20 protein-coding genes are annotated in these 22,504 nt (G+C 68.3%); 17 read left to right on the top strand and 3 right to left on the bottom strand.

Going from position 1 to position 22,504, the window contains the following annotated elements:
- Positions 1 to 61: 61 nt before the first annotated feature.
- Complete coding sequence (locus tag BST17_RS16985; protein ID WP_083060114.1) at positions 62 to 2,938, bottom strand: aminotransferase; 2,877 nt, start codon at positions 2,936 to 2,938, stop codon at positions 62 to 64.
- 5 nt (positions 2,939 to 2,943) lie between these two features.
- Positions 2,944 to 3,810, bottom strand: coding sequence for an alpha/beta fold hydrolase (locus tag BST17_RS16980; RefSeq protein ID WP_083060024.1), 867 nt, complete (start codon positions 3,808 to 3,810; stop codon positions 2,944 to 2,946).
- 90 nt (positions 3,811 to 3,900) lie between these two features.
- On the opposite strand from BST17_RS16980, the gene BST17_RS16975 reads away from it, so the two are divergent.
- The 13 genes from BST17_RS16975 to BST17_RS16915 all read left to right on the top strand — a co-directional run bounded on the left by BST17_RS16975 (position 3,901) and on the right by BST17_RS16915 (position 17,590).
- Positions 3,901 to 4,524, top strand: a complete 624-nt coding sequence (locus tag BST17_RS16975) for a TetR/AcrR family transcriptional regulator (protein ID WP_083060022.1) — start codon at positions 3,901 to 3,903, stop codon at positions 4,522 to 4,524.
- A 193-nt stretch (positions 4,525 to 4,717) separates the two neighbouring features.
- A complete protein-coding gene (locus tag BST17_RS16970; protein ID WP_083060113.1) occupies positions 4,718 to 5,497 on the top strand; it encodes an MlaE family ABC transporter permease in 780 nt (259 codons plus the stop codon).
- Entirely contained in the window at positions 5,494 to 6,336 is an 843-nt protein-coding gene (locus tag BST17_RS16965; protein ID WP_083060021.1) for an MlaE family ABC transporter permease, read from the top strand. Before BST17_RS16970 ends, BST17_RS16965 begins: the two co-directional genes overlap by 4 nt.
- A 2-nt stretch (positions 6,337 to 6,338) precedes the next feature.
- Positions 6,339 to 7,811: an MCE family protein gene (locus tag BST17_RS16960; RefSeq protein ID WP_083060020.1), complete on the top strand. Its 1,473-nt coding sequence runs from the start codon at positions 6,339 to 6,341 to the stop codon at positions 7,809 to 7,811.
- Between the two features lie 33 nt (positions 7,812 to 7,844).
- The gene (locus BST17_RS16955) at positions 7,845 to 8,876 is read left to right on the top strand and encodes a virulence factor Mce family protein (RefSeq protein ID WP_083060019.1); all 1,032 of its coding nucleotides are present in this window, start codon (positions 7,845 to 7,847) and stop codon (positions 8,874 to 8,876) included.
- A complete protein-coding gene (locus BST17_RS16950) occupies positions 8,873 to 10,237 on the top strand; it encodes an MCE family protein (RefSeq protein WP_083060112.1) in 1,365 nt (454 codons plus the stop codon). Before BST17_RS16955 ends, BST17_RS16950 begins: the two co-directional genes overlap by 4 nt.
- The gene (locus tag BST17_RS16945) at positions 10,234 to 11,577 is read left to right on the top strand and encodes an MCE family protein (protein WP_083060018.1); all 1,344 of its coding nucleotides are present in this window, start codon (positions 10,234 to 10,236) and stop codon (positions 11,575 to 11,577) included. The genes BST17_RS16950 and BST17_RS16945 overlap by 4 nt, the downstream gene beginning before the upstream one ends.
- The gene (locus tag BST17_RS16940; protein WP_083060017.1) at positions 11,574 to 12,689 is read left to right on the top strand and encodes an MCE family protein; all 1,116 of its coding nucleotides are present in this window, start codon (positions 11,574 to 11,576) and stop codon (positions 12,687 to 12,689) included. The genes BST17_RS16945 and BST17_RS16940 overlap by 4 nt, the downstream gene beginning before the upstream one ends.
- A 1-nt stretch (position 12,690) precedes the next feature.
- Positions 12,691 to 14,157, top strand: a complete 1,467-nt coding sequence (locus tag BST17_RS16935; RefSeq protein ID WP_083060016.1) for an MCE family protein — start codon at positions 12,691 to 12,693, stop codon at positions 14,155 to 14,157.
- Positions 14,121 to 14,801, top strand: a complete 681-nt coding sequence (locus tag BST17_RS16930) for an Rv1363c family protein (RefSeq protein WP_083060015.1) — start codon at positions 14,121 to 14,123, stop codon at positions 14,799 to 14,801. The genes BST17_RS16935 and BST17_RS16930 overlap by 37 nt, the downstream gene beginning before the upstream one ends.
- Positions 14,798 to 15,427, top strand: coding sequence for a hypothetical protein (locus BST17_RS16925; protein ID WP_083060014.1), 630 nt, complete (start codon positions 14,798 to 14,800; stop codon positions 15,425 to 15,427). The genes BST17_RS16930 and BST17_RS16925 overlap by 4 nt, the downstream gene beginning before the upstream one ends.
- A complete protein-coding gene (locus tag BST17_RS16920; protein WP_207573660.1) occupies positions 15,427 to 16,341 on the top strand; it encodes an alpha/beta fold hydrolase in 915 nt (304 codons plus the stop codon). The genes BST17_RS16925 and BST17_RS16920 overlap by 1 nt, the downstream gene beginning before the upstream one ends.
- Before the next feature lie 4 nt (positions 16,342 to 16,345).
- Positions 16,346 to 17,590, top strand: a complete 1,245-nt coding sequence (locus BST17_RS16915; RefSeq protein ID WP_083060012.1) for a WS/DGAT domain-containing protein — start codon at positions 16,346 to 16,348, stop codon at positions 17,588 to 17,590.
- 19 nt (positions 17,591 to 17,609) lie between these two features.
- Here BST17_RS16915 and BST17_RS16910 read toward each other — a convergent pair whose 3' ends face one another.
- Positions 17,610 to 18,224, bottom strand: coding sequence for a TetR/AcrR family transcriptional regulator (locus BST17_RS16910; protein WP_083060010.1), 615 nt, complete (start codon positions 18,222 to 18,224; stop codon positions 17,610 to 17,612).
- A gap of 24 nt (positions 18,225 to 18,248) precedes the next feature.
- Here BST17_RS16910 and BST17_RS16905 point away from each other — a divergent pair, with 24 nt between their 5' ends.
- The 4 genes from BST17_RS16905 (at position 18,249) to BST17_RS16890 (ending at position 22,472) form a co-directional block, all read left to right on the top strand.
- Entirely contained in the window at positions 18,249 to 18,998 is a 750-nt protein-coding gene (locus tag BST17_RS16905) for an SDR family NAD(P)-dependent oxidoreductase (RefSeq protein ID WP_083060009.1), read from the top strand.
- Between the two features lie 22 nt (positions 18,999 to 19,020).
- Positions 19,021 to 19,527 carry a DoxX family protein gene (locus tag BST17_RS16900; RefSeq protein ID WP_083060007.1) on the top strand — a complete coding sequence of 169 codons (507 nt, stop codon included), beginning with the start codon at positions 19,021 to 19,023 and terminating at the stop codon, positions 19,525 to 19,527.
- A gap of 126 nt (positions 19,528 to 19,653) precedes the next feature.
- The gene (locus BST17_RS16895) at positions 19,654 to 20,163 is read left to right on the top strand and encodes a hypothetical protein (RefSeq protein WP_083060005.1); all 510 of its coding nucleotides are present in this window, start codon (positions 19,654 to 19,656) and stop codon (positions 20,161 to 20,163) included.
- 479 nt (positions 20,164 to 20,642) lie between these two features.
- Entirely contained in the window at positions 20,643 to 22,472 is a 1,830-nt protein-coding gene (locus tag BST17_RS16890) for a VWD domain-containing protein (RefSeq protein WP_165762293.1), read from the top strand.
- Positions 22,473 to 22,504: the final 32 nt, after the last annotated feature.

Here is a 22,504-nt window from a genome sequence, read left to right as displayed (position 1 = left end):
GTGAACTCCCGGCTTGCGACGGCGTGTCGGGGTGCAGACACGCACGGTCGCCGGGAAGGGATCAGAAGAGTTCGGTGAGGGTGCGGTCGAGCATGTCGACGTAGAAGTCGGCACCGGCGATGTCGATGCACAGCGGGGGCTTGGTCTTCAGGATGTTCTGGTGGTCGCCGGTCGGCTGGATCACCACGCCGAGTTCCAGCATCCGCTCGCAGATCGCCATGGTCTCCTCGGTGGCGGGCTCCAGGGTGGCCGGGTCGCGGATCATCTCCACCCCCAGATACAGCCCCATCCCGTGCACCGTGCCGATGATCGGATGCCTACCGGCCAGTGCCTCCAGCCGCGATTTCAGATGTCCGCCCACCCGGGACGCGTTCTCCTGCAACCCTTCATCGCGCAGCACGTCGAGCACCGCCAACCCGATCGCACAGGACAGCGGGCTGCCTCCGGTGGAGGAGAAGAAGTATCCCTGTGACCGGAAACCCTCGGCGATCGCGCGGGTGGTGATCACCGCACCCAGCGGATACCCGTTACCGGTCGCCTTGGCCACCGAGATGATGTCGGGCACCACCTGCTGCTGCGGGAAACCCCAGAACCACTGTCCCAGACGGCCGTAACCGACCTGCACCTCGTCGGCGATGGCCACCCCGCCGGCGCCGCGCACCGCGTCGTACACCTGCCGCAGATAACCGTCGGGCAGGGCCATCCCGCCGGCATTGCCGTACACCGGTTCGCAGATGAAGGCTGCGGGCGGGCGGCCCGCCGCCGTCATCTCCTGGATCTGCGCCACCGCCTCGCCGGCGTACCGATGGGCTTCCGCGCCACGGTACTTGCCGCGGAAGCTGTTCGGTGATTCCACGGTGTGCACCCAGTCCGGACGGGTGGACAGCGCGTTCGGGTTGTCCGCCGTCGAGGTCGACACCGCATCGGTGGCGTAGGTCCACCCGTGGTAGGCCTCGCGGACCGCGACCACATCGCGGCGTCCGGTCACCGCCATCGCCAGCCGGATCGCCAGATCGCTGGCCTCCGAACCGGAATTGACCAGGAACACGGTGTCGAGCTGTTCGGGCAGGGTGGCGGCGATCCGCTCGCTGAACTCCACCACGGCCTCGTAGTTGAACCGGGAGTTGGTGTTGAGCCGGCGCAGCTGGCGGGACGCGGCGTCGGCGACCCGGGGGTGGGCATGGCCGAGCACGGTGACGTTGTTGACCATGTCCAGGTACACCCGCCCGGCCGTGGACATCAGGTAGTGCCGGTGCCCGCGCTCGATCTGCGGCGGATTGCGGTAGTAGCGCTCCTGCACCGAGGCGAAGCTGTCGTCACGGCGGTCCAGCAGGTCGCGCGGCCGCGCATCGTCGAGCGGGTCCAGGCCCAGAACCGTTCGAGGATCTCGCGACAACGCCAACCAGCCCGGGGCCAGTTCGGCGGTCGTGTAGGCCGGAGCGGTCGGCGCCCCGAGCGGACGGACCGCCAGCCGGGTGGCCCGGCCGGCCCCGAGCACACCGAGGTGTTCACCGGCGCGCACATGCCCCGGCGCGGTGGTCGATTCGGCACCGCTCAGGGTCAGCTCGAAGTCCAGTCCGCGCAGGGTGATCGTGTCATCGGCGCGGTCGACGACCTCGCCGTCCCAGGGGGCCAGCACCCGGGTGCCGGCAGCCGGCCACACCGCGATGCCGGTCTCGACGACCTCCGGACTGTCGGCCGACAGCAGTGGGGCACGGCCCAGCCGCGGCTTCCCGAAGCAGCTCACCACCAGCGCGGCCCCGGCCCGCACCGCCTCGGCGGCGAGTTCGTCGGCATCATCGCGGGTGTCGGAGAGATCCAGTGTCACCACGGCGGCGGGATCCAGATCGGCGATCAGCCGGTTCTCGATCTCGGGTTGCCGCGGTGCATCGGCGAGCCCCAATTCGGCCAGGATCAGCGCCGTCATCACGTCCTGCGGCACCGACGTCGCCGCGTCGAACATCCGCCATTCGTCGTCGGCCTGCTCGGTGATGTAGCTGTTGTCCGGGTCCAGCGCGGCCTGCTGGGCACCGCTGACGATCAGCACCGCGGTCCGCAACACCAGCAGCGGCCACAATGCCCGGGCCTCGGCGACCTGCAAGGGGCGCACGGCATGAAACGCCTTGATGCCGGGCAGGATCGACGTCGGATCGGCGCCCGGGTGGCCGAGTACCGAGGACAGCGTGATCGCGATCTCGGACACCGCCCAGCTGCGGGAGAGGTCCCCGAAGTCGATGACACCGTCCGGGCGACCGGACGGCCCGACGATCACGTTGGCATCGGTGAGGTCCAGATGCACCGCCTGCTGCGGCAGTTCGTCGGCGACGGCCGAGATCCGTTGCCCGGCCTCCTGTGCGGCCGCGGCGATCTCGGCCTGCCGGTCCGGGACATGCGCGATCAACTCGTCGACCACCCGGTTGCCGTAGCGCAGATCCCACTGCAGGATGCGGTCCAGGCCCGGATGGGCGAAGTCGGCCAGCGCGCGACTGACCCGTCCGGCGATATCGCCCAAGGCGGCCACCACCGGCGGTGCCAGATACCCGCGTTCGTTCAGCGTGCCCCCGGACAGGTAGGGCAGCAGCCGGATCTGGCCCGCGCCGGAATCCGGTGCGGCGACCGCGAACTTCTGGCCGTCGGCGGTGTCGATCGGGACCGCGACCCGCAGGTCGGGCTCGGCGCGCGCGATCAGCGCGGCGGCGGCGTCCTGGGCGGCCAGTTCGGGTTCGGTGAAGGCCGGGTTGGCGATCTTGAGCACCGCGACCGGGACGCCCTCCTCGACCACGGTGAAATTGCAGTCCTGCTGACTGCCAAGCGATCTCACCGCCTTGCTCAGCGCGTAGTGGGTGGCCAGCAGTTCGGTGGCCTGCGCCTCGGTGATCTGCGGTGCGGGCAGGGCGGGCTGGCGCAGGAAATTGAATCCTGAGCAACCGGTCGTCATGTCGCTCACTTGTCGACGAAGGCGACGACGGCGTCGGTGAAGGCGTCGTTGTCGTCACCGGCGGCGGTGTGCCCGGCATCGGACAGTTCGACGAATTCGGCAGTGGGCACCTGTTCCAGGAAGCCCTGCACGCCTTCGACGGACACCACGTCAGACAATTTTCCGCGGATCAGCAGGATCGGCACGGTCAGATTCTGGGCTGCCGACTCCAGCATGTCCACCCGCGCGAACGGATCGTCACCGGGCTTGGTGAGAAACGCCGGATCCCAGTGCCAGTACCACCGGCCGTCCCGCAGACGCAGATTCTTCTTCAGCCCCTCGACGCTGCGCGGCTTGGGCCGGTGCGGCAGGTAGGCGGCCACCGCGTCGGCGGCCTGCTCGAGCGAGTCGAAGCCGTGAATGTGGTTGAACATGAAATCGCGGATACGGGCGCTGCCGTCCTTCTCGAACCGCGGCACCACGTCGACGAGCACGAGCTTGGTGACAATCTCCGGACCGGCTTCATGCGCGGCCAAGATGCCGGTCAGCCCGCCCATGCTGGCGCCGATCAGCACGACCGGCCTGCCGATCTGGTACAGCACCTGCTGGGTGTCGGCGCTCAGCGTCTCGACCGAGTAATCGGCGGCGGGGGAGTAGTCGCTGTCGCCGTGGCCGCGGCTGTCCAGGGCGATGACGTGCTTACCGCGCGCGGCCAGGATCTGGCCGGTGTTCTTCCACGAGTGCCGGTTCTGCCCGCCGCCGTGCAGCAGCAGGATGGTGGGCCCCGAATCAGCCGGATCGCTGCCGGTGCCGTTCCACTCGTCGGCGACCAGGTTGAGGCCGTCGACGCCACGGAACGTCACGGTCTGCGGGGTGCTGTCGACAGTGCTCACGGGCTTCCTCTCGCCGTCCCTGCGGGGGCTTGTGACTCACGTTACTGACCGGTCGGTCGGGTCCGGAAGCGGGTCTCTAGACTGCCATCCGTGCCGTCTGACGATCCTGGAGCCGACGAGCGCGACAGCATTGTCGAGGCCACCTTCGCCTGCCTGGCCGAACCGCATGACGGCCCGATCCCGGTATCGGCGATCCTGGCCCGCGCCGGGGTGTCCAGCCGCGCCTTCTACCGGCACTATCAGTCCAAGGACGAGCTGTTCCTGGCGATGCTGCACCAGGTCACCGAGCGCCTGGCGGCCCGACTCGACGAGATCGCAGGCAACAACGGCGCCGATCCGACCGGGCAACTGCGCACCTGGCTGGACCAGATGTTCACGCTGGCCACCGATACCAGCCTGCACCGCTACCTCGCGGTGCTCGACTGCGACGAGATGCGCTCGGCAAAGGGCTACAAGGAGGCGCGCGAGCTATCTCGAGCCCGCCGCGAGGCCTCCCTGACCGGCATCCTGGCCGCCGGGCAGGCCGACGGCTCGTTCCCGGTCGCCGACCCGGAGTCCGACGCCATCGCCATCGCGGCACTGGTGAGCCGCGAACTGACCTCGGCCAGAATCTTCGATCCCGCCCAGATCCCCGCGTCACGGGCCCGCGTCGAAAGTTTCACCCTGCGCGCGCTGGGGGTTGTCGGGGAACGATCCGGCGGTGGTTCCGCATGACGGCGGGGCAGGCAAGAGCGGGCGCCGGTTGTGACTGTGAAATTCCTTATGTACGTTCTTCCGCATCCATAGCGGCGCCTGTGGTCATATCGTGTTCGCACCGGCCGGGTGACGCCGGCCCCGCAGGCAGCGGGCACCGTCGAAGGGATTGCATGGCAATGCGGAGGTTGTGCAGCGCGGGGGATTCCCGCTGATGGCTGCGCAGGATGCCATCCCGAACGTCGTCGCCAAGCCTGTGCGTTCCTTCGGTGGATTCTTCTCGATGACGCTGGACGTCTTCACCCTGATGTTCCGGCCGCCGTTCGCCTGGCGTGAGTACATCCTCCAGTCCTGGTTCGTGGCACGGGTTTCGTTGCTCCCGACGCTGATGCTCACCGTGCCCTACACGGTGCTGCTGACCTTCACGTTCAACATCCTGCTCACCGAATTCGGGGCCGCGGACTTCTCCGGAACCGGCGCCGCCCTGGGCACCGTCACCCAGATCGGGCCGATCGTCACCGTTTTGGTGATCGCCGGCGCGGGCGCCACGGCGATGTGCGCCGACCTGGGCGCCCGCACCATCCGCGAGGAGCTCGACGCCCTGCGCGTGATGGGCGTGAATCCGATTCAGGCGTTGGTCATTCCGCGGGTGATGGCCGCCACCACCGTGTCGCTGGCGTTGTCGGCGACCGTGGTGCTGGTCGGACTCACCGGCGCCTATCTGTTCTGTGTGTACGTCCAGCACGTGTCACCGGGGGCCTTCATCGCAGGTCTGACGCTCATCACCGGTCCGTCGGACGTGCTGATCGCGTTGGTCAAGGCCGCGCTGTTCGGCCTCACCGCCGGCCTGATCGCCTGCTACAAGGGCATTTCGGTGGGCGGTGGTCCGGCCGGTGTCGGCAACGCCGTCAACGAGACCGTGGTCTTCACCTTCATGGCGCTGTTCGCCATCAACGTGGTCGCCACCGCGGTCGGCGTGAAGGCGACGATGTGACGACCGGGGTGGGCCTGCGGGTCAGACGAGGGGTCAGCAGCGTCGTCGACAGCTGGAACCAGGTCGGTGAGCAGACCCAGTTCTTCGGACGAACCCTGGTGTCCATCGGCGACGTGTTCATCCGTTATCCGAAGGAACTGGTCCGGTTGATCGCCCAGATGGGCCTCGGTACCGGCGCTTTGGCCATCATCGGCGGCACCGTCGCCATCGTCGGCTTCCTGACCGTCAGCACCGGCGCCCTGGTCGCCGTGCAGGGCTACAACCAGTTCTCCGAGATCGGCGTCGAGGCGCTCACCGGATTCGCGTCCGCCTTCTTCAATGTCCGCCTCATCGCGCCGGCCACCACCGCGATCGCGCTGTCGGCCACCATCGGCGCCGGTGCCACCGCACAGTTGGGCGCCATGCGCATCAACGAGGAGATCGACGCCCTCGAGGTGATCGGCATCCGCAGCATCGCCTACCTGGCGTCCAGTCGGGTGATCGCCGGTGTCATCGTGGTGATCCCGCTGTACTGCGTCGGTGTGCTGATGTCGTTCTACGCGGCCAAGATCGGCACCACGGTGATCTACGGCCAGTCCAGCGGTGTCTACGACCACTACTTCGACACCTTCCTGAACCCGATCGACCTCATCTGGTCGTTCGTCCAGTCGATCGCCATGGCCATCGTGATCATGCTGGTGCACACCTATTACGGGTTCACCGCCAGCGGCGGCCCGGCCGGTGTGGGCGAGGCGGTCGGCCGAGCGGTGCGCACCTCCCTGGTGATCTCCGCGTTCGTCGTCGTGATGATTTCGCTTGCGGTGTATGGACAATCCGGCAACTTCAACCTGGCCGGTTAGACATGGCAGCCACAAAACGAAACTCAGGAATCGCCCCCGGTTGGTGGACGCTGCTGCTGGTGGTGTTCGTCATCGCCGCGATCTGGCTGTCCTATTCGCTGTTCACCGGCAGCCTGCGCAGCACGGTCCCGGTCACGCTGACCTCGGACCGCTCGGGTCTGGTGATGGAGACCAACGCCAAGGTGAAGTTGCGCGGCGTGCAGGTCGGCAAGGTCGCCGCCATCAGCGGCGGCGACACCGAGACCGCGAACCCGGTCAAACTGCGCCTGGACATCGATCCCGACCAGATCCGCTTCATCCCGGCCAATGTCGAGGCCCGGATCCGATCCACCACCATCTTCGGCGCCAAGTTCGTCGACCTCGTCTACCCGGACAACCCGAGCGCCGAACGGCTGCGCTCGGGTCAGGTGCTGGAGTCGCAGAACGTCACGGTCGAGGTCAACACCGTCTTCGAAAACCTCGTCGGGGTACTCGACCAGGTCGACACCGCCAAGCTGAACAGCACGCTGTCCGCGCTCGCCGAGGGGGTGCGCGGCCGCGGAGAGATCATCGGCCGGGCCACCACCGATGCCAACCAGGTGCTGATGGCGCTTAATGACCGCAGTGACACCATCCGTGAGGACTGGCAGGCCGTGCAGGGCTTCAGCGATGCCTACAGCGCTGCGGCGCAGGACATCCTGGCCACCCTGGACGCCGCGAGCACCACCGCGACCACCATCAGCAGCAACGCCCGCCAACTCGACGCCCTGCTGTTGGCCACCACGGGCCTGTCCAACAAGGGAATCGAGCTGCTGGCCCCGAATCAGCAGAATCTGATCAAGGCCATCAACACGTTGCAGCCGACGACGGACCTGTTGCTCAAGTACAGCCCGTCCTACACCTGCCTGCTGACCGGTGCGAAATACCTGCTGGATCACGGCGGTTACGACGCCACCGGCGGCAACGGCAAGTCGTTCATCCTGGACACCGCACTGATGCTCGGCGACGATCCGTACGCCTACCCGCGGCACCTGCCGATCGTCGGCGCCAAGGGCGGCCCGGGCGGCAAGCCCAGCTGCGGTTCGCTGCCCAACGTCGACGAGAACTGGCCGGTGCGCCAGCTGGTGACCAACACCGGCTTCGGCAGTGGTCTGGATTGGCGGCCCAATCCGGGCATCTCCTTCCCGGCATACGGCAACTGGCTGCCCGTCACCCGCGCCGTACCCGAACCGCCGAGCATTCGGAACACCTTCGGCGGCCCGGCAATCGGACCGATCCCGTATCCCGGTGCGCCGGCCTACGGCGCACAGCTGTACGCCCCCGACGGCACCCCGCTGTGGCCGGGTCTGCCGCCGGCCCCGCCACCGGGCGCGCCGCGCGAGCCCGGCCCGACGCCCGGGTCCGAGCCGTTCATCGTGACCCACCCGGGTGTGCAGCCGACACCACTGCCGCCGCGACCGCTGCCGGTGCCCGCCGCACCCGGCCCACCGTCCTGACCGACGACGAGAACTCAGGAGATAGAGCAAGCCATGAAAGACAACTTGGGAGGCGCCATCTGGCGGCTCACCATCTTCCTGGCAGTGTGTCTGCTAGGTGTCTTCGGGCTGTTCGCGATCTTCTCGCAGCTGCGCTTCGGTGAGACCGAACAGGGCTACAAGGCCGAATTCAGCAACGTCAGCGGCATGGAACCCGGCGACTTCGTCCGCATCGCGGGGGTCGAGGTCGGCAAGGTCGGCGACATGGAGATCCGCGACGACGGCACCGTGCTGGTCAACTTCAGTGCCGACTCCTCGGTGGTGCTGACCCAGGGCACCCGGGCGGTCATCCGCTACGACGATCTGATCGGCGGGCGGTATCTCGGCCTGCAGGAGGGCGCCGGGGATACCGGCCGGCTGCAACCCGGATCGACCATCCCACTGGCCCGCACCGCGCCCGCGCTGGATCTGGACGCCTTGATCGGCGGCTTCCGGCCGCTGTTCAAGGCGCTGGAACCCGACCAGATCAACGCGCTGTCGGGCACCCTGATCAGCGCGCTGCAGGGTCAGGGCGCGACCATCGGATCGTTTCTGAACCAGACTGCCGCACTGACCAATACGCTGGCCGACCGCGACCAGCTGATCGGAGAGGTGATCGTCAACCTCAACACCGTGCTGGGCTCGCTCGGTGACCAGAACGAGCAGTTCGCCAAGGGCGTCGACGGGCTCAGCCAGTTGGTCGACGGGCTGGCCGAACGGCGCACCGATATCGCCAACGGCGTGGCCTACGTCAGCGAGGCGGCCGGCAGCATCGCCGATCTGCTGGCGCAGGCCCGCCCGCCGCTGGCCAAGACCATCACCGAAACCGACCGTGCCGCAGGCATCGTGGTCGCCGATGCCGACTACTTCGACAACCTGATCAACACGCTGCCCGACGCCTACCAGGCATTGGCGCGCCAGGGCATCTACGGTGACTTCTTCAGCTTCTACCTCTGCGACATCGTCCTCAAGCTCAACGGCAAGGGCGGGCAGCCGGTGTATGTGAAGGCGGCCGGACAGAGCACCGGGAGGTGCACCCCGCGATGAAGTCCTTCGCAGAACGCAACCAATTGGTGGTCGGCGCAATCGGTCTGACCGTCATCGCCGCGATCATCCTGGGCGCCCTGAACTATGACAAGCTGCCGTTCCTGGACCGTGGCCGGGACTACTCGGCCTATTTCGCCGAGGCGGGCGGTATCCGCGACGGGGCCGCGGTGCAGGTGTCCGGTATGCGGGTCGGCCATGTCTCGGGCGTCGAACTGGACGGGCAGCGGGTGCTGGTCTCATTCAAGATCGACAACGGCGTGCGCATCGGTGACCGCAGTGAGGCCGCGGTCAAGACCAAGAGCCTGCTGGGCACCAAGTATCTGGAGGTCACCCCGCGCGGGGACGGCTGGCAGGACGGCACCATCCCGCTGGACCGCACCACGCCGGCCTACCAATTGCCGGATGCCCTCGGCGATCTCGCGTCGACCATCAGCGGTCTGAACACCACCCAGCTCTCCGATTCGCTGCGGGTGCTCTCGGAGACCTTCGCCGACACCCCGCCGGAACTGCGGATCGCGATCGAGGGAGTGTCCCGGTTCTCCGAGACGCTCAACGAACGCGATGCCGAACTGCGCGACCTGCTGGGCAATGCCAATAAGGCGACCACCGTGCTGGCCGAGCGCAGCGACCAGATCGTCACCCTGGTCCGCAGCAGCAACGCGCTGCTGGCCGAGCTGCAGACCCAGACCGCTGCCCTGGACGCCATCTCGGGCAACATCTCCGCGCTGAGCCGTCAGCTGCAGGGCTTCATCGCCGAGAACGACGAGACCATGAAGCCGGCCATCGAGAAGCTCAACGGTGTGCTGACCATTTTGGACAACCGCAAGCAACGGTTGCAGCGGTCGCTGAAGCTGATCGGCGATTATGCGATGTCGCTGGGTGAATCCGTCTCGGGCGGGCCGTTCTTCAAATCCTATGTGGCCAATCTGCTGCCGGGCCAGTTCGTGCAGCCCTTCATCGATGCCGCGTTCTCCGATCTGGGCCTGGACCCCAATGTCCTGCTGCCCTCGGAGCGCACCGACCCGCAGGTGGGCCAGCCGGGCACCCCGGCCATGCCCATCCCGTACCCGCGCACCGGCCAGGGCGGCGAACCGCGGTTGACCCTGCCCGACGCCATCACCGGTAATCCGGGCGATCTGGGTTGCGGCCCACCGGGAATCCCGCTGCCCGGCCCGACCGGCTGCTACCCGTACCGCGAGCCGCCGCCCGCGCCGGCGCCGGGCGGTCCGCCGCCGGGACCGCCGGCGGTCGCGCCGCCGGGAATCGCGTCCACACCGACCCCGCCGGGCCCGGTGTTCGTGCCCGCACCCGGAGAGCCCGTCGTGCACGGGACCGGAGCACAACCGGGAGGCCCGCAGTGACCTCATCAGCTCCCTCGCGGCACAAGGCGGGTCGGCTGACGCTGGCCCTGGTTCTGGTGGTCATCCTGGCCGCCGGCATCTACCTGGTGGTGCGCACCACCGAGACGCTCAACCGGGTCAACGTGGTGGCGTACTTCGACAGCAGCAACGGCATCTTCGTCGGCGACGATGTCGTGATCCTCGGCGTACCGGTCGGCCGTATCGAGAAGATCGAGCCCGAGCCGGAACGGGTGAAGATCTCGTTCTGGTACGACGGCAGCCACAAGGTACCCGCGGACGTCAACGCCGCCATCCTGTCGCCGATGCTGGTGACCTCGCGAGCCATCCAGCTGACCCCCACCTATTCCGAGGGTCCGGTGTTGGAGGACAACGCGGTCATCGGCCAGGACCGTACGGTGGTACCGGTCGAATACGACGACGTGCGCGAGCAGTTGCATCGCATCACCGAGACACTGCAACCCACCGAGCCCGGCGGGGTGAGCGAACTCGGGGCCTTCATCAACACCGCCGCGGACAACCTGCGCGGCCAGGGCGCGGACATCCGCGCGACGCTGGTCAAGCTCTCCCAGGCGATCTCGGCGGTCGGCGATCACAGCACCGATGTGTTCGCCACCGTCAAGAATCTGTCGATCCTGGTGTCGGCGCTGCAGGACAGCACCGATGTGATGCGGGCGCTGAACCAGAACCTGGCCTCGGTCACGGGCACACTGGCCGACAACCCCGACGAGGTCGGCACCGCGATCCAGGATCTGTCCGACACCGTCGGCCTGGTGCAGAACTTCGTCGCCGACAACCGCGAGACGCTGGGCACCACATCGGACAAGCTGGCCGGTGTCACGACCGCACTCAACGAGAGCCTGGCCGACCTGAAGCAGTTCCTGCACGTCGCACCGACCAGCTTCCAGAACTACATCAACATCTACCAACCCGCCCAGGGCGCGGTGTCCAGCGTCCCGGTGATCAACAACTTCGCCGACCCGATCACCTTCCTGTGCGGTGCCGTGCAGGCCGCCTCCCGCCTGAACGCCGAACAGTCCTCGAAACTGTGCGTGCAGTACCTGGCGCCGATCGTGAAGAACCGGCAGTACAACTTTCTGCCGATCGGTCAGAACCTCGGCGTCACCGCCTCGGCACGGCCGAACGAGCTGACCTGGAGCGAGGATTGGCTGCGACCGGACTACATCCCGCCGGCCGGCCCGCCTCCGCCGCCCGCACCGGTGGACCCGAACAGTCCGGCGGCGCCGCTGCCGGGTCCGCCGCTGGCCGCCGAACTCGCCACCGCGACCAACCCGGCCGCCGGCCTGCCCGGCCTGATGGTGCCGGCCGGAGGTGGCTCGTGAGAACGCGGATCGTCGGCTCGCTGCTGATCGTCGCGGCCGCCGCCACCGGATGCCAGTGGAAGGGCCTGAATTCGGTGGCCCTGCCTGGTGTCGAGGGGCGCGGTCCCGGCTCGTACACCATTCAGGCGCAGATGCCCGATATCGATCATCTCTCCCCGAACTCGCGGGTCCGGGTCGGGGATGTGACGGTCGGCAACGTCACCGACATCGAGCGGCAGGACTGGCATGCGCTGGTCACGATGAGCCTCAACGGTGACGTCGTGCTGCCCGCCAACGCGACCGCCACCCTGGGCCAGACCAGCCTGCTGGGCTCCCAGCACATCGAGCTCGCCGCGCCCGCCGACCCGCAGGGCCGGTTGCAGGCCGGCTCGGTGATCCCGCTGGCATCCAGTGGGGCCTACCCGACCACCGAGCAGACGCTGGCCGCGATCTCGCTGCTGCTCAACGGCGGCGGACTGGGCAACGTGCAGGACATCACCACGGCCTTCAGCCAGGCGTTCACCGGACGCGAGGCCGATCTGCGCAGCCTGATCGAACAGCTCGACCGCTTCATCACCTACAACAACGACCAGAAGGACGACATCATCGCCGCGGCCGAGAGCCTGAACTCTCTGGTCGGTCAGGTCGCCGAGCAGAAGCCGGTGGTGGACAAGGCGTTGCAGACCCTCCCGGACGCCCTCGAGGTGCTCAAGGACCAGCGCGAGATCCTGGCCGAGGCGCTGGTGCAACTGGGCCGCTTCAGCGCGCTGGCCGCGGACTCCGCCAACCAGACCAAGGATGCGCTGGTCGCCGAGCTGAAAGCCCTTGGGCCGACGCTGGAGTCGCTGGCCAACGCCGGGCCGGCGTTGACCCGCGGCCTCAGCTTCCTGACGACGTACCCGTTCCCGAAGGAGACGATCACCAACTGGATGCGTGGTGACTACGCCAACCTCACGCTGGTCGTCGACCTGACGCTGAGCCGGATGGATCAGGGCCTGTTCACCGGTACCCGGTGGGAAGGCGACCTCACCGAGTTGGAGATGCAATGGGGCCGCACCATCGGGCAGCTGCCCAGCCCGTACACCGCGGTGAATCCGCTTGTGGCGCCGTACCGCTGGGATCAGGGGCGTTGAGATGGTACTGACCAGACGAATCCTGATCCAGATGGCCGTGTTCATCGCCATCTCGATCATCGCGATCGGCATCATGGCGTTCAGCTATATGCGGTTGCCCAATCTGCTGTTCGGGGCCGGGCACTACCGGGTGACCCTGGAACTGCCCGAGACCGGCGGCCTCTACGAGCGCAGCAATGTCACCTACCGCGGATCGCAGGTGGGCCGGGTCGAGAAGGTCGGACTGACCGAGCGCGGCACGGTGGAGGCGCTGCTGTCCTTGGAGTCCGGCGTGCCCATCCCCGCCGATCTCGACGCGGCCGTGCACAGCCAGACCGCGGTCGGCGAGCTGTTCGTCGAACTGTTGCCGCGCAGCGCCGGTGGCCCCGAACTGCGCGACGGCGACGTCATCCCGCTGGACCGGACCACGGTGCCGATGGACGTCAACACCCTGCTCGACGCGACCAACCGTGGCCTGCAGGCGATTCCGGGTGACAACCTGCGCACCGCGGTCGACGAGGCCTACCTGGCCGTCGGCGGGCTGGGGCCGGACCTGAACCGGCTGGTGAAGGGGTCGACACAGCTGGCCATCGACGCGCGCGCCAACCTGGATCCGCTGACCGCGCTGATCGATCAGTCGAAGCCGGTGCTGGACAGCCAGACCGACACCGCCGGCTCCATCCAGGCATGGGCGTCGAACCTGGCGACGATCACCGCCGAACTACGTGACCACGACGGCGCGGTACGCGGGATCCTGGAACGCGGTCCCGGCGCCGCCGAGGAGGTGCGGGCACTGTTGGACCGGCTGCAGCCGACGCTGCCGATCGTGCTGGCCAACCTGGTGAACGTCAACGAGGTGGCCATCGCCTACCAGCCCGCGCTGGAGCAGTTGCTGGTGCTGCTGCCGCAGGGCACCGCCACCACTCAGGCCACCGGTACCGCCAACCGGCACACCAAGCAGGACTACAAGGGCGCCTACCTGAACTTCAACCTGAATCTGAACCTGCCGCCCGCGTGTACCACCGGCTTCCTGCCTGCCCAGCAGCGGCGGGCCGCGGCGCTGGAGGACTACCCGGACCGGCCGGCCGGCGACCTGTACTGCCGCATCCCGCAGGATTCACCGAACAACGTGCGTGGCGCCCGTAACCTGCCGTGCATCACCGTGCCGGGCAAGCGCGCCCCGAGCGCGGCGATGTGTGAGAGTGACCAGACCTACGTCCCGCTCAACGACGGCAACAACTGGAAGGGCGACCCGAACGCCACCCTGTCGGGACAGTCCGTCCCGCAGCTGCGCCCGGGCCAACAACCAGCGGAAACGGTGCCGGCACCGGCGCCGGAGCCGCCGGCGGTCGCGGCCGCCGAATACGATCCGGCAAGCGGCACGTACGTTGGACCGGACGGCAAGGTGTATACCCAGTCCAATCTGGGCCGCACCGCGAACGAGGAGCAGACATGGCAGACGATGCTGCTACCCCCACCGGGGAAGTGAGCGAGTCCGCAGCAGAGCAGACCTCACCGGCGACCGAGAGCACCGAGCTCGACGAGACGGCCGCCGTCGCGGAGTCCGCGACGGATGGCACTGCCGAGGAGCCGGACGACGATGCGGAGGACATCGACGAAGCCGAGCAGGCTGCCGCCGCCGACGGTGACTCGCATCTGCGGTTGGCGACCATCCTCGGTCTCGTGGTGGTCGTGGCGTTGGCGGGTCTGGTCGGGTGGCTGGGCTTCCGCACGTACGAATCCCAGCAGCTCGACGCCAAGCGGGAGCTTTTCCTTCAGGTCGGCAGGCAGGGCGCGATCAACCTGACCACCATCGACTGGGAACACGCCGAGGCCGACGTACAGCGCATCCTGGATTCGGCCACCGGCACCTTCTACGACGATTTCCAGCAGCGTGCCGCCCCGTTCATCGATGTCGTGAAACAGGCCCAGTCCAAGTCGGTCGGCTCGGTGACCGAGGCCGGGCTGGAATCCGACACCGACACCGAGGCGCGGGTACTCGTCGCGGTGACCGTGCAGACCTCCAATGCCGGTGCCGCCGAACAACAACCGCGACTGTGGCGGATGCGGGTCACCGTGCAGGACGTCGGTGCAGATCAGGTGAAGGTGGCCAACGTGGAGTTCGTCCCGTGACCGAGAACAAGCCCGACACCGAGGCGGCGGACGCCGAATCGACGGCCATCGAACTCGACGAGACGGCCACGGCCACCGAGGCGGCCGAGTCCACCGAGGCGACCGAGCCCGCCGGCCCTGTCGAGGAGCCCGCTAAACGCGGCGTCCAGTGGGCGCGGGTACTGGCCTACGGCATCCTGCCGGGCCTGGCGCTGACCCTGGGCCTGGTCGCCGGATTCCTGAAGTGGCAGGACAACTCGGTGCGCAACGAGGACGCCGCGCGCACCGAATCGGTGCAGGCCGCCACCGCGAGCACCATCGCGCTGCTGTCCTACAAACCCGATACCGTCGAGCAGCAACTCACCGACGCACGCGCGCTGCTCACCGGTGACTTCGCCGACGCCTACACCGAACTGACCACCAATGTCGTCATCCCCGGCGCCAAGGAGAAGCAGATCTCCGCGGTGGCAACGGTTCCGGCGGCCGCATCGGTATCGGCGGATCCCAGCCGGGCGGTGGTGCTGGTGTTCGTCAACCAGACCGTCGTCGTCGGTGCCGACGCACCGACCGACACCGCCTCCAGCGTGCGGGTCACCTTGGAGAAGCAGGCCGACCGCTGGCTCATCTCCGGCTTCGACCCGGTCTGATGATGGCGGCCCGCACCCTCGACGTCGTCACCGACGATGTCACGCTGCGCACGTTGACCTGGGGTGACTGGGAGAATACGGATGCACCGGTTGCGTTGTGCCTGCATGGATTTCCCGACACCGCGCACGGCTGGCGCCACGTCGCGCCGAAACTCGCCGACGCCGGATGGCGGGTGGTGGCGCCGTTCATGCGCGGTTACGCGCCCTCGTCGCTGTCGGCCGAGGGCAGCTATCACGTCGGCGCGCTGATGGACGATGCGTTGCGCGTGCTCGATGCGGCCGGCCCCACCGGCCGTGACGTGGTGATCGGGCACGACTGGGGCGCGATCGCCGCCACCGGATTGGCCGCCATGCCGGAGAGTCCGTTCGCCAAGGCCACCATCATGTCGGTCCCGCCCTCGGCGGCGTTCCGCGCACCGGGTGGTCTGGCCGGTGCCGGCAGGCTCGCCGCACAGCTGCCGCGCCAGTTGCGCCGCAGCTGGTACATCCTGTTCTTCCAGTTGCCGTGGCTGCCCGAGCAGGCCGCTGAGCGGGTGGTGCCCAAACTGTGGCGGGACTGGTCGCCGGGATACGACGGGGCCGAAGATGTGCGCCTGGTGCTGGATGCGATCGGCGCACCGGAGCATTGGCGGGCCGCGCTGGGCTATTACCGGGCCACGGTGCGCAACAGCCGTCCGCCGGCTCGCTATGCCGAACTGCACCGGCACTGGCTGAATCCGCCGGTACTGCCGACGCTGTACCTGCACGGCACCGACGACGGTTGTGCGTCGGCGGACTACACCGACTGGGTGCGCAATGTGTTGCCGACCGGCAGCGTCGCGTACACGGTGGCCGGCGGCGGACACTTCCTGCAACTCGACAGGCCCGACGCCACGTCGCGGCACATCCTGGATTTCATCGGAAGTGGTCGCTAACCGGATGACCGCGGCTGACGCCCAGATGTTCTGGATGTCGGCCACGATGCCCAACGACACCTTTCTGCTGTACGCCTTCGACGGGGTACCGCACGATCTGGACGCCGCGGTGGCCGAACTGATCACGAACGCGCGCCGCAGCCCGGATCTGTGCTTGCGCGTCCGCGACGATTCCCGGTGGGACTATCCGCACTGGGTGCCCGCCATGGTGGGCGCCGACCGGTTCCGCACGTATCCATCCTCCGGGTGGATCGACTGCCTCGCCGCGGTGGTGGGACTGGTCGACCATCAGCTCGATGCCCGTGAGATGCCGTGGCGCGTGCACCTCTTCCCGGGCGTGCGCGGTGTCCCTGGGGTGGCCGGCGCGGCCACGGTCGCGGTCCTGCAGATCACCCACGCCCTCGGCGGCGGCGGACGCACCTGCGGTCCGGCCGCGGTGATGTTCGGCCGCGCCGCGACGGTGGAGCCGATCGAACCGATGTACGGCAACCCGGCGATGCTGATCTGGCGCGGTGTGCAAGCCGCCCGCGCGCACCGGCAACTGGTGCACGACACCGAGGCCGGGCGGGTACCGGCGGCGGCAGCGCCGCGCCCGGCGCTGCGCACCAACGCCGAACCGCGCGGGGTGCGCAGCATGCGGGCCCTCGTGCTGCCCAGATCACAGCTGGCCGGGGCGACGGTGACGGTGAGCGCACTGGCGGCGATCTCGGCGGCGCTGGGCGATCACCTGGCCGCCCTGGGCGAGGACATCGCCACCCTGGGCGCCGAGGTCACCATGGCCAAGGCCGGACCCCGTCGCGCCTACAACCATTTCGGTACCGTCGGCATCGATCTGCGCCCCGATCTGGCGACACCGCAGCGGCGGGCGGCGATCGCCGGCGAGCTCGCCGACCGGCGCACCCGCGCCGCACACCCGTCGATGCGGGCCTCCGAACGTGCCTTCGCGGCCACGCCCGCCCCGTTGTTGCGATGGGGGACACGCCAGTTCGATCCGACCGTGCGCCCGGCGGCGGTCACCGGGAACACCGTGGTCTCCAGCGTCAACTGCGGTGCCGCCGATTTCGCGTTCGGCGGCAGGCCGGTCCGGATGGCCGCGGCATTCCCCGGACTGTCGCCGATGGTCGGGCTGACGCACTGTGTCACCGGCGTCGGCGATGCGGTGTCGGTCAGCGTGTTCGCCGCGGAGTCGGCGATCGGCGACATCGACGGGTACGTGGCCCGGTTGGAGTCCGCCTTCTCGTCGATGTGAGGAGTCCTACCCGCAATGGTTACGGGTGCGGTGCCACAAATCGGAGGTGGTGGATGCCCATATCGAGCGCGGCCTCCAGGTAGCTGATGTCGCCAGTGGCGATCAGGATTCCCACACCGCCCTGCACGCCGGCCAGCAGTGCCGCGGCGACCCGGTCGGCGTCGACGCGCCCGTCGACCTTGTCCTGGTCCTGCATGGCCTGCACGCCCGCGGTGATCTCGTCGTGCCAGCGGCGCATCAACGATTCGGTGACGGCCTGCGCTCCCGGTGTGCTCCGGCCGATCTCGGACATCAGTGTGCTCAGCGGGCAGCTCTGCCCCTGCCGGCGATAGCGGTCGACGACGGCGTCGCGCCAGCGTCCCCAGGCGGCCCAGGAGTTCAGCGCCCCCAGGTGTGGCTGTTGGTCGGACAGGACCTGTTCGGCCTCGTAGTGGGCCACCTCCAGCAGCAGCTGCTCCTTGCCGTCGGGGAAGTAGTGGAACAGCTGGCTCTTGGACGTGGCGGTGCGCGCCCGGATGTCATCGAGGGTGGTCGCCGCGATGCCGCGCTCGCGGATCAGGGCCGCGGCTCCCTCGACGATGCGTTGCCGGGTGGCCGCACCCTTGCGGGTCAGTTTCTGGACTTGCAGGTCCATTTTTATCGGCCTACATATGGACTCATGAGTCCAAACATTACGCGGTTCGCAGGCAAAACAGCACTGGTCACCGGCTCCACCGGAGGTCTCGGCGTCACCATCGCGCACGCCCTGGCCGCCGAAGGAGCGCACGTCATCGTCACCGGCCGCAACACCGAGCGGGGTGCGGCCGTCGTGGCCGACATCGGCGCCGCGGGCGGCAGCGCGAGTTTCATCGCCGCCGACCTCGGCGCGGGCGAAAGTGCCGTACGCGCCCTGGCGTCCGCGGCCGGGCCGGTCGACATTCTGGTCAACAACGCCGGTATCTGGTCGACCCCGGAGCCCACCGAGCAGATCTCGGAGGCGACCCTGCTGGCGTCCTATCACGCCAACGTCATCGGCCCGTTCCTGCTCACCGGGGAGCTGGCGCCCGGGATGGCGCAACGTGGCCACGGCGCGGTCGTCAACATCGGATCCATCACCGGTCTGATCGGCGGCGACAAATCGGCGCTGTACAACTCGACCAAGGCCGCGGTGCACTCGCTCACCAAATCCTGGGCCGCCGAGTACGGGCCCGCCGGGGTGCGCGTCAACGCCGTCGCGCCCGGACCGATCGCCACCGAACGCGCCGCCGAGTCCGCCGACCATGTCGCTCCGGTCCTGGCCCGCATCCCGTCACGGCGGATGAGCACACCCGAAGAGGTCGCCGCGGCGGTGCTGTTCCTGGCCTCCGAGGAGGCCGCCAACATCCACGGTGCGGTGCTCAGCGTGGACGGGGGGTGGGCAGCGACGTGACAGATGGCCTAGATTCTGTCACGTGGCTTCCGATACAGCGCTCCTCGTCCTGCGGGTCGTCCTCGGCCTGACCATGGCCGCCCACGGCTACAACAAGTTCTTCGGCGGTGGCCGGATACCGGGGACCGCCGGGTGGTTCGACAGCATCGGCATGAAGCCGGGCCTGTTCCACGCCCGGGTGGCGGCCGGCACCGAGATCGCCGCGGGCGTCGGGCTGGCGCTCGGCCTGCTGACCCCGATCCCGGCGGCCGGGTTCGTCGCCCTGATGCTGGTCGCCGCGTGGACGGTGCACCGGCACAACGGCTTCTTCATCGTCAAGGAGGGCTGGGAGTACAACCTGATCCTCGCGGTCACCGCGGTGGCCATCGCCGGGACGGGGCCGGGCCGCTACAGCCTGGATCACCTGCTGTTCCCGGATGTGACCTGGCTATCGGGATGGAGCGGGTTGGCCATCGCGGTCGGGCTGGGCCTGGCCGGCGGTATCGGGCAGCTGGCCATCTTCTTCCGCCCGCCGGCCAAGACGTCCTGACGATTCGAGTCGTTGAGCGGGCGCCCGGATGGTTGACTACCCGCATCAACGACAGCCGTGGGGGAGACGATGCTGGGGGTGTGCTGCAGGACGGCCGGCATCGTCGGACTTACAGGACTCGCCGTATTGGGGTGCACTCGGGACGCCGATGAGGCGGGCGGAGGGCAGACCCCGACGATCACGCTGCGCCCGGCCGATCCCGCCTTCGCCGCGGGCCGACCGGTCGCGCTGACCGTCGAGATCAGAAACACCTGGAACCAGCGTTGCCTGCTGACCTCCGCTCCAATGGGCGCGCTGACCGTGTTGGGATTGACGCGTGACGGGACGCCGCTGGCGCCGCAACTGACCACGGCCACCTTCTTGAACGGATTCCAGAACGCCGTCAAGGACTCGCTCGTCGAGGTGGCGCCAGGGGCGTCGGTGCGCTTCGAATACTCGGGCCCAGACGGCACGCTGGATTCGTTCGCCGCGGATGCGACCGGCGGCGCCGAGGTCAGCCGGTGGCCGGTCGCGGCGCGCGGCCGTTACGAACTGACGGTCGGCTATCTGCGTCCGCCGCTGCCGGGGGTGCCGGCGGATCCGTGTCAGGCCAGCGGGACGACGGCCACCGCGACTTTCACGGTCGGGCAGCCGTGAAGGCGGTCCGGACCGCGCTGGTGCTTGCCCTTGCCTGTGCCGGAGTGACCGCCGGTCCGGCAGTGGCCAAACTTGCTGTCCCACCAGAATTGTCGGGTGAGTTCGCCCAGTGTGCGACCAAGATCGCGGCCACCGGTAACCGCGTCATATCGGATATCCAGAGCGCAAAGTACGACAATAAGATTCTGCTCGGCTCGAGCGGTGCTTACGCCCCTGCGATGGCAGACGTCATCCTGGGTCTGGGTACCGAGGCGGTCCTGTTGTGGAACCCGGCTGAAACCGGCCTGCTTGAACCAAATGTGCCGGCCGAAAGGTGCGCGTCCCTGGTCCACGAGGCAAATCACGTTCGGGAGTACAACCGCGGCACGACCGATACTTCCGACTGCATCTACAGCGACGCCAGCGGCGTACAAATTAACACTGGTCTCCCGGTCACCGAGGTCTACGCGACCTACGCTGAGAACCGCTATCGAAAGGCTGTGGGCCTGACAGAGCGAAAGTCATACCTCGGCAAGAAGATCCCGCCGGGGGAAGCGGCATGCGAAAAGAAGAAGGAGGAGCCCAAGGGCGGCATCTTCAGTTGCTCGGTCGGGCCGGTCGGCGCGAATTGTGCGGGCAGCAACGGTGATCCGCACCTGCTGACCTTTGACGGCGTGCACTATGACCTGATGGCCGCCGGAGAGTTCGACGTGGTCGACGGCCCGGTGCGCGTGCAGGCGCGCCAGACCGCCTTTCCTGGATCGCGTGATGTCACGCTGAACACCGCCGTGGCAGCCGATGTCGCTGGTGACCGCGTGGGGGTTTATCAGGAGGACGGCGCCGTCGTGGTCCGGATCGGCTCGCAGCCTGTCGAACTCGCTGTCGGCGGAGTCGGGTTGCCCGGTGGCGGCACCGTCGGATCCGGTGACGACGGCGCGGTGCGCATCGGCTGGCCCGACGAGTCGACGTTGGAGGTCCGGCCGATCGGGGTGTGGGGTCTGAGCTTCACCCTGCGGCTGGCCGAGCAACATCGCGGCAAGGTCGCCGGTCTGCTGGGCAACTACAACGGCGATGATCGCGACGACCTCGTGATCCGCGACGGAAAGCCACTCGCCGGAAACGATTTCGGTGACCTGTACCCCCGCTACGCCGACAGCTGGCGGATCACCGATCAGGAGTCGCTGTTTCACTACCGGCCGGGGCAGAGCACCGCAACCTTCACCGATCGCAGTCTGCCGGACAACCCGGTCGACGCGGCCAGCCTGCCGCACCGCGAAACCGCCGAGCTGATCTGTCGGCGCGCCGGGGTCACCGATCCCGTGCTTCTGCAGGGCTGTGTGCTCGACGTCGCCCTGACCGGCCAGTCGGTTTTCGCCACCGATGCCGCACGCGCACAACGGCATACCGCTACCGGTGATACCACCCTCGACGGTGCGGTGGACCGCACGGCGGTCACGGCGACTGCCGGGCAGCGCCTTTTCGTCGACGCGGTGCGCAGTGCCCTGCCCGACCAGTGTGCGGTGCTGCAGTTGCTCGACGCCGATGGGACGCGGCTGGCCACGGGATGCCTGTCCGGTGGCACCGGTTATATCGACGGCACCGTCCTGCCGACCTCGGCGGTCTATACGGTGGCCGTCGACCCCGCCGGTCCCGATACCGGTCAGACCGTCCTGCAGATGCACCTGAGCACCGACGAGATTCAGCGCATCACCGCCGACGGCGCCACCGTCACCGCGACGATCGGTACGCCCGGCGCCGTGAGCAGCAGCAGCTTCGACGGTCGGGCTGGGGAGAAGGTGTTCGTCGACGTGCCGACGTCGTCGGTGCCGGATCAGTGTGGTGCGCTGCAGCTACTCGGCCCCAATGACGCCCGCCTCGACACCGGGTGTCTCATCGGCGGTCGCGGGTACATCGACGGCCTGGTCCTGCCCACCGACGGCCGGTACCGGATCATCGTCGACCCTGCCGGTCGCGATCTCGGCACCGCTGAGGTGAGGCTGCTGGCCGTCGCCGATCAGGCGCTGCAGACCAGGGTGGGCGCCGGCGCAGTGACCGCCACCATCGACGGTCCAGGCGCGGTCAGCCGGATCACCTTCGACGGCTCTGTCGGGCAGTGGATCTCAATCGATGCGTCGGGTTCCACGCTGCCGGGCCAGTGCGGACTGTTGGAGCTCCGCGATCCCGCCGGCGGCGTGGTGGAACGCGGCTGCGTACTGGGCGGCAGCGGCGGCATCGACACGCTGGCCCTGCCGGGCGATGGCCGCTACACCCTGGTCGTGGATCCGGCCGAGGCCGCTGTCGGGGAATTGAGGGTGGTGATCCGCGGCTAGCTAAACACTTCCCGCGATACTAGAACACGTTC

The sequence above is a fragment of the Mycolicibacterium bacteremicum genome, assembly GCF_002086115.1.
In the GTDB taxonomy this organism is placed as follows: domain Bacteria; phylum Actinomycetota; class Actinomycetes; order Mycobacteriales; family Mycobacteriaceae; genus Mycobacterium; species Mycobacterium bacteremicum.
This window is presented reverse-complemented; position numbering and strand designations above follow the sequence as displayed.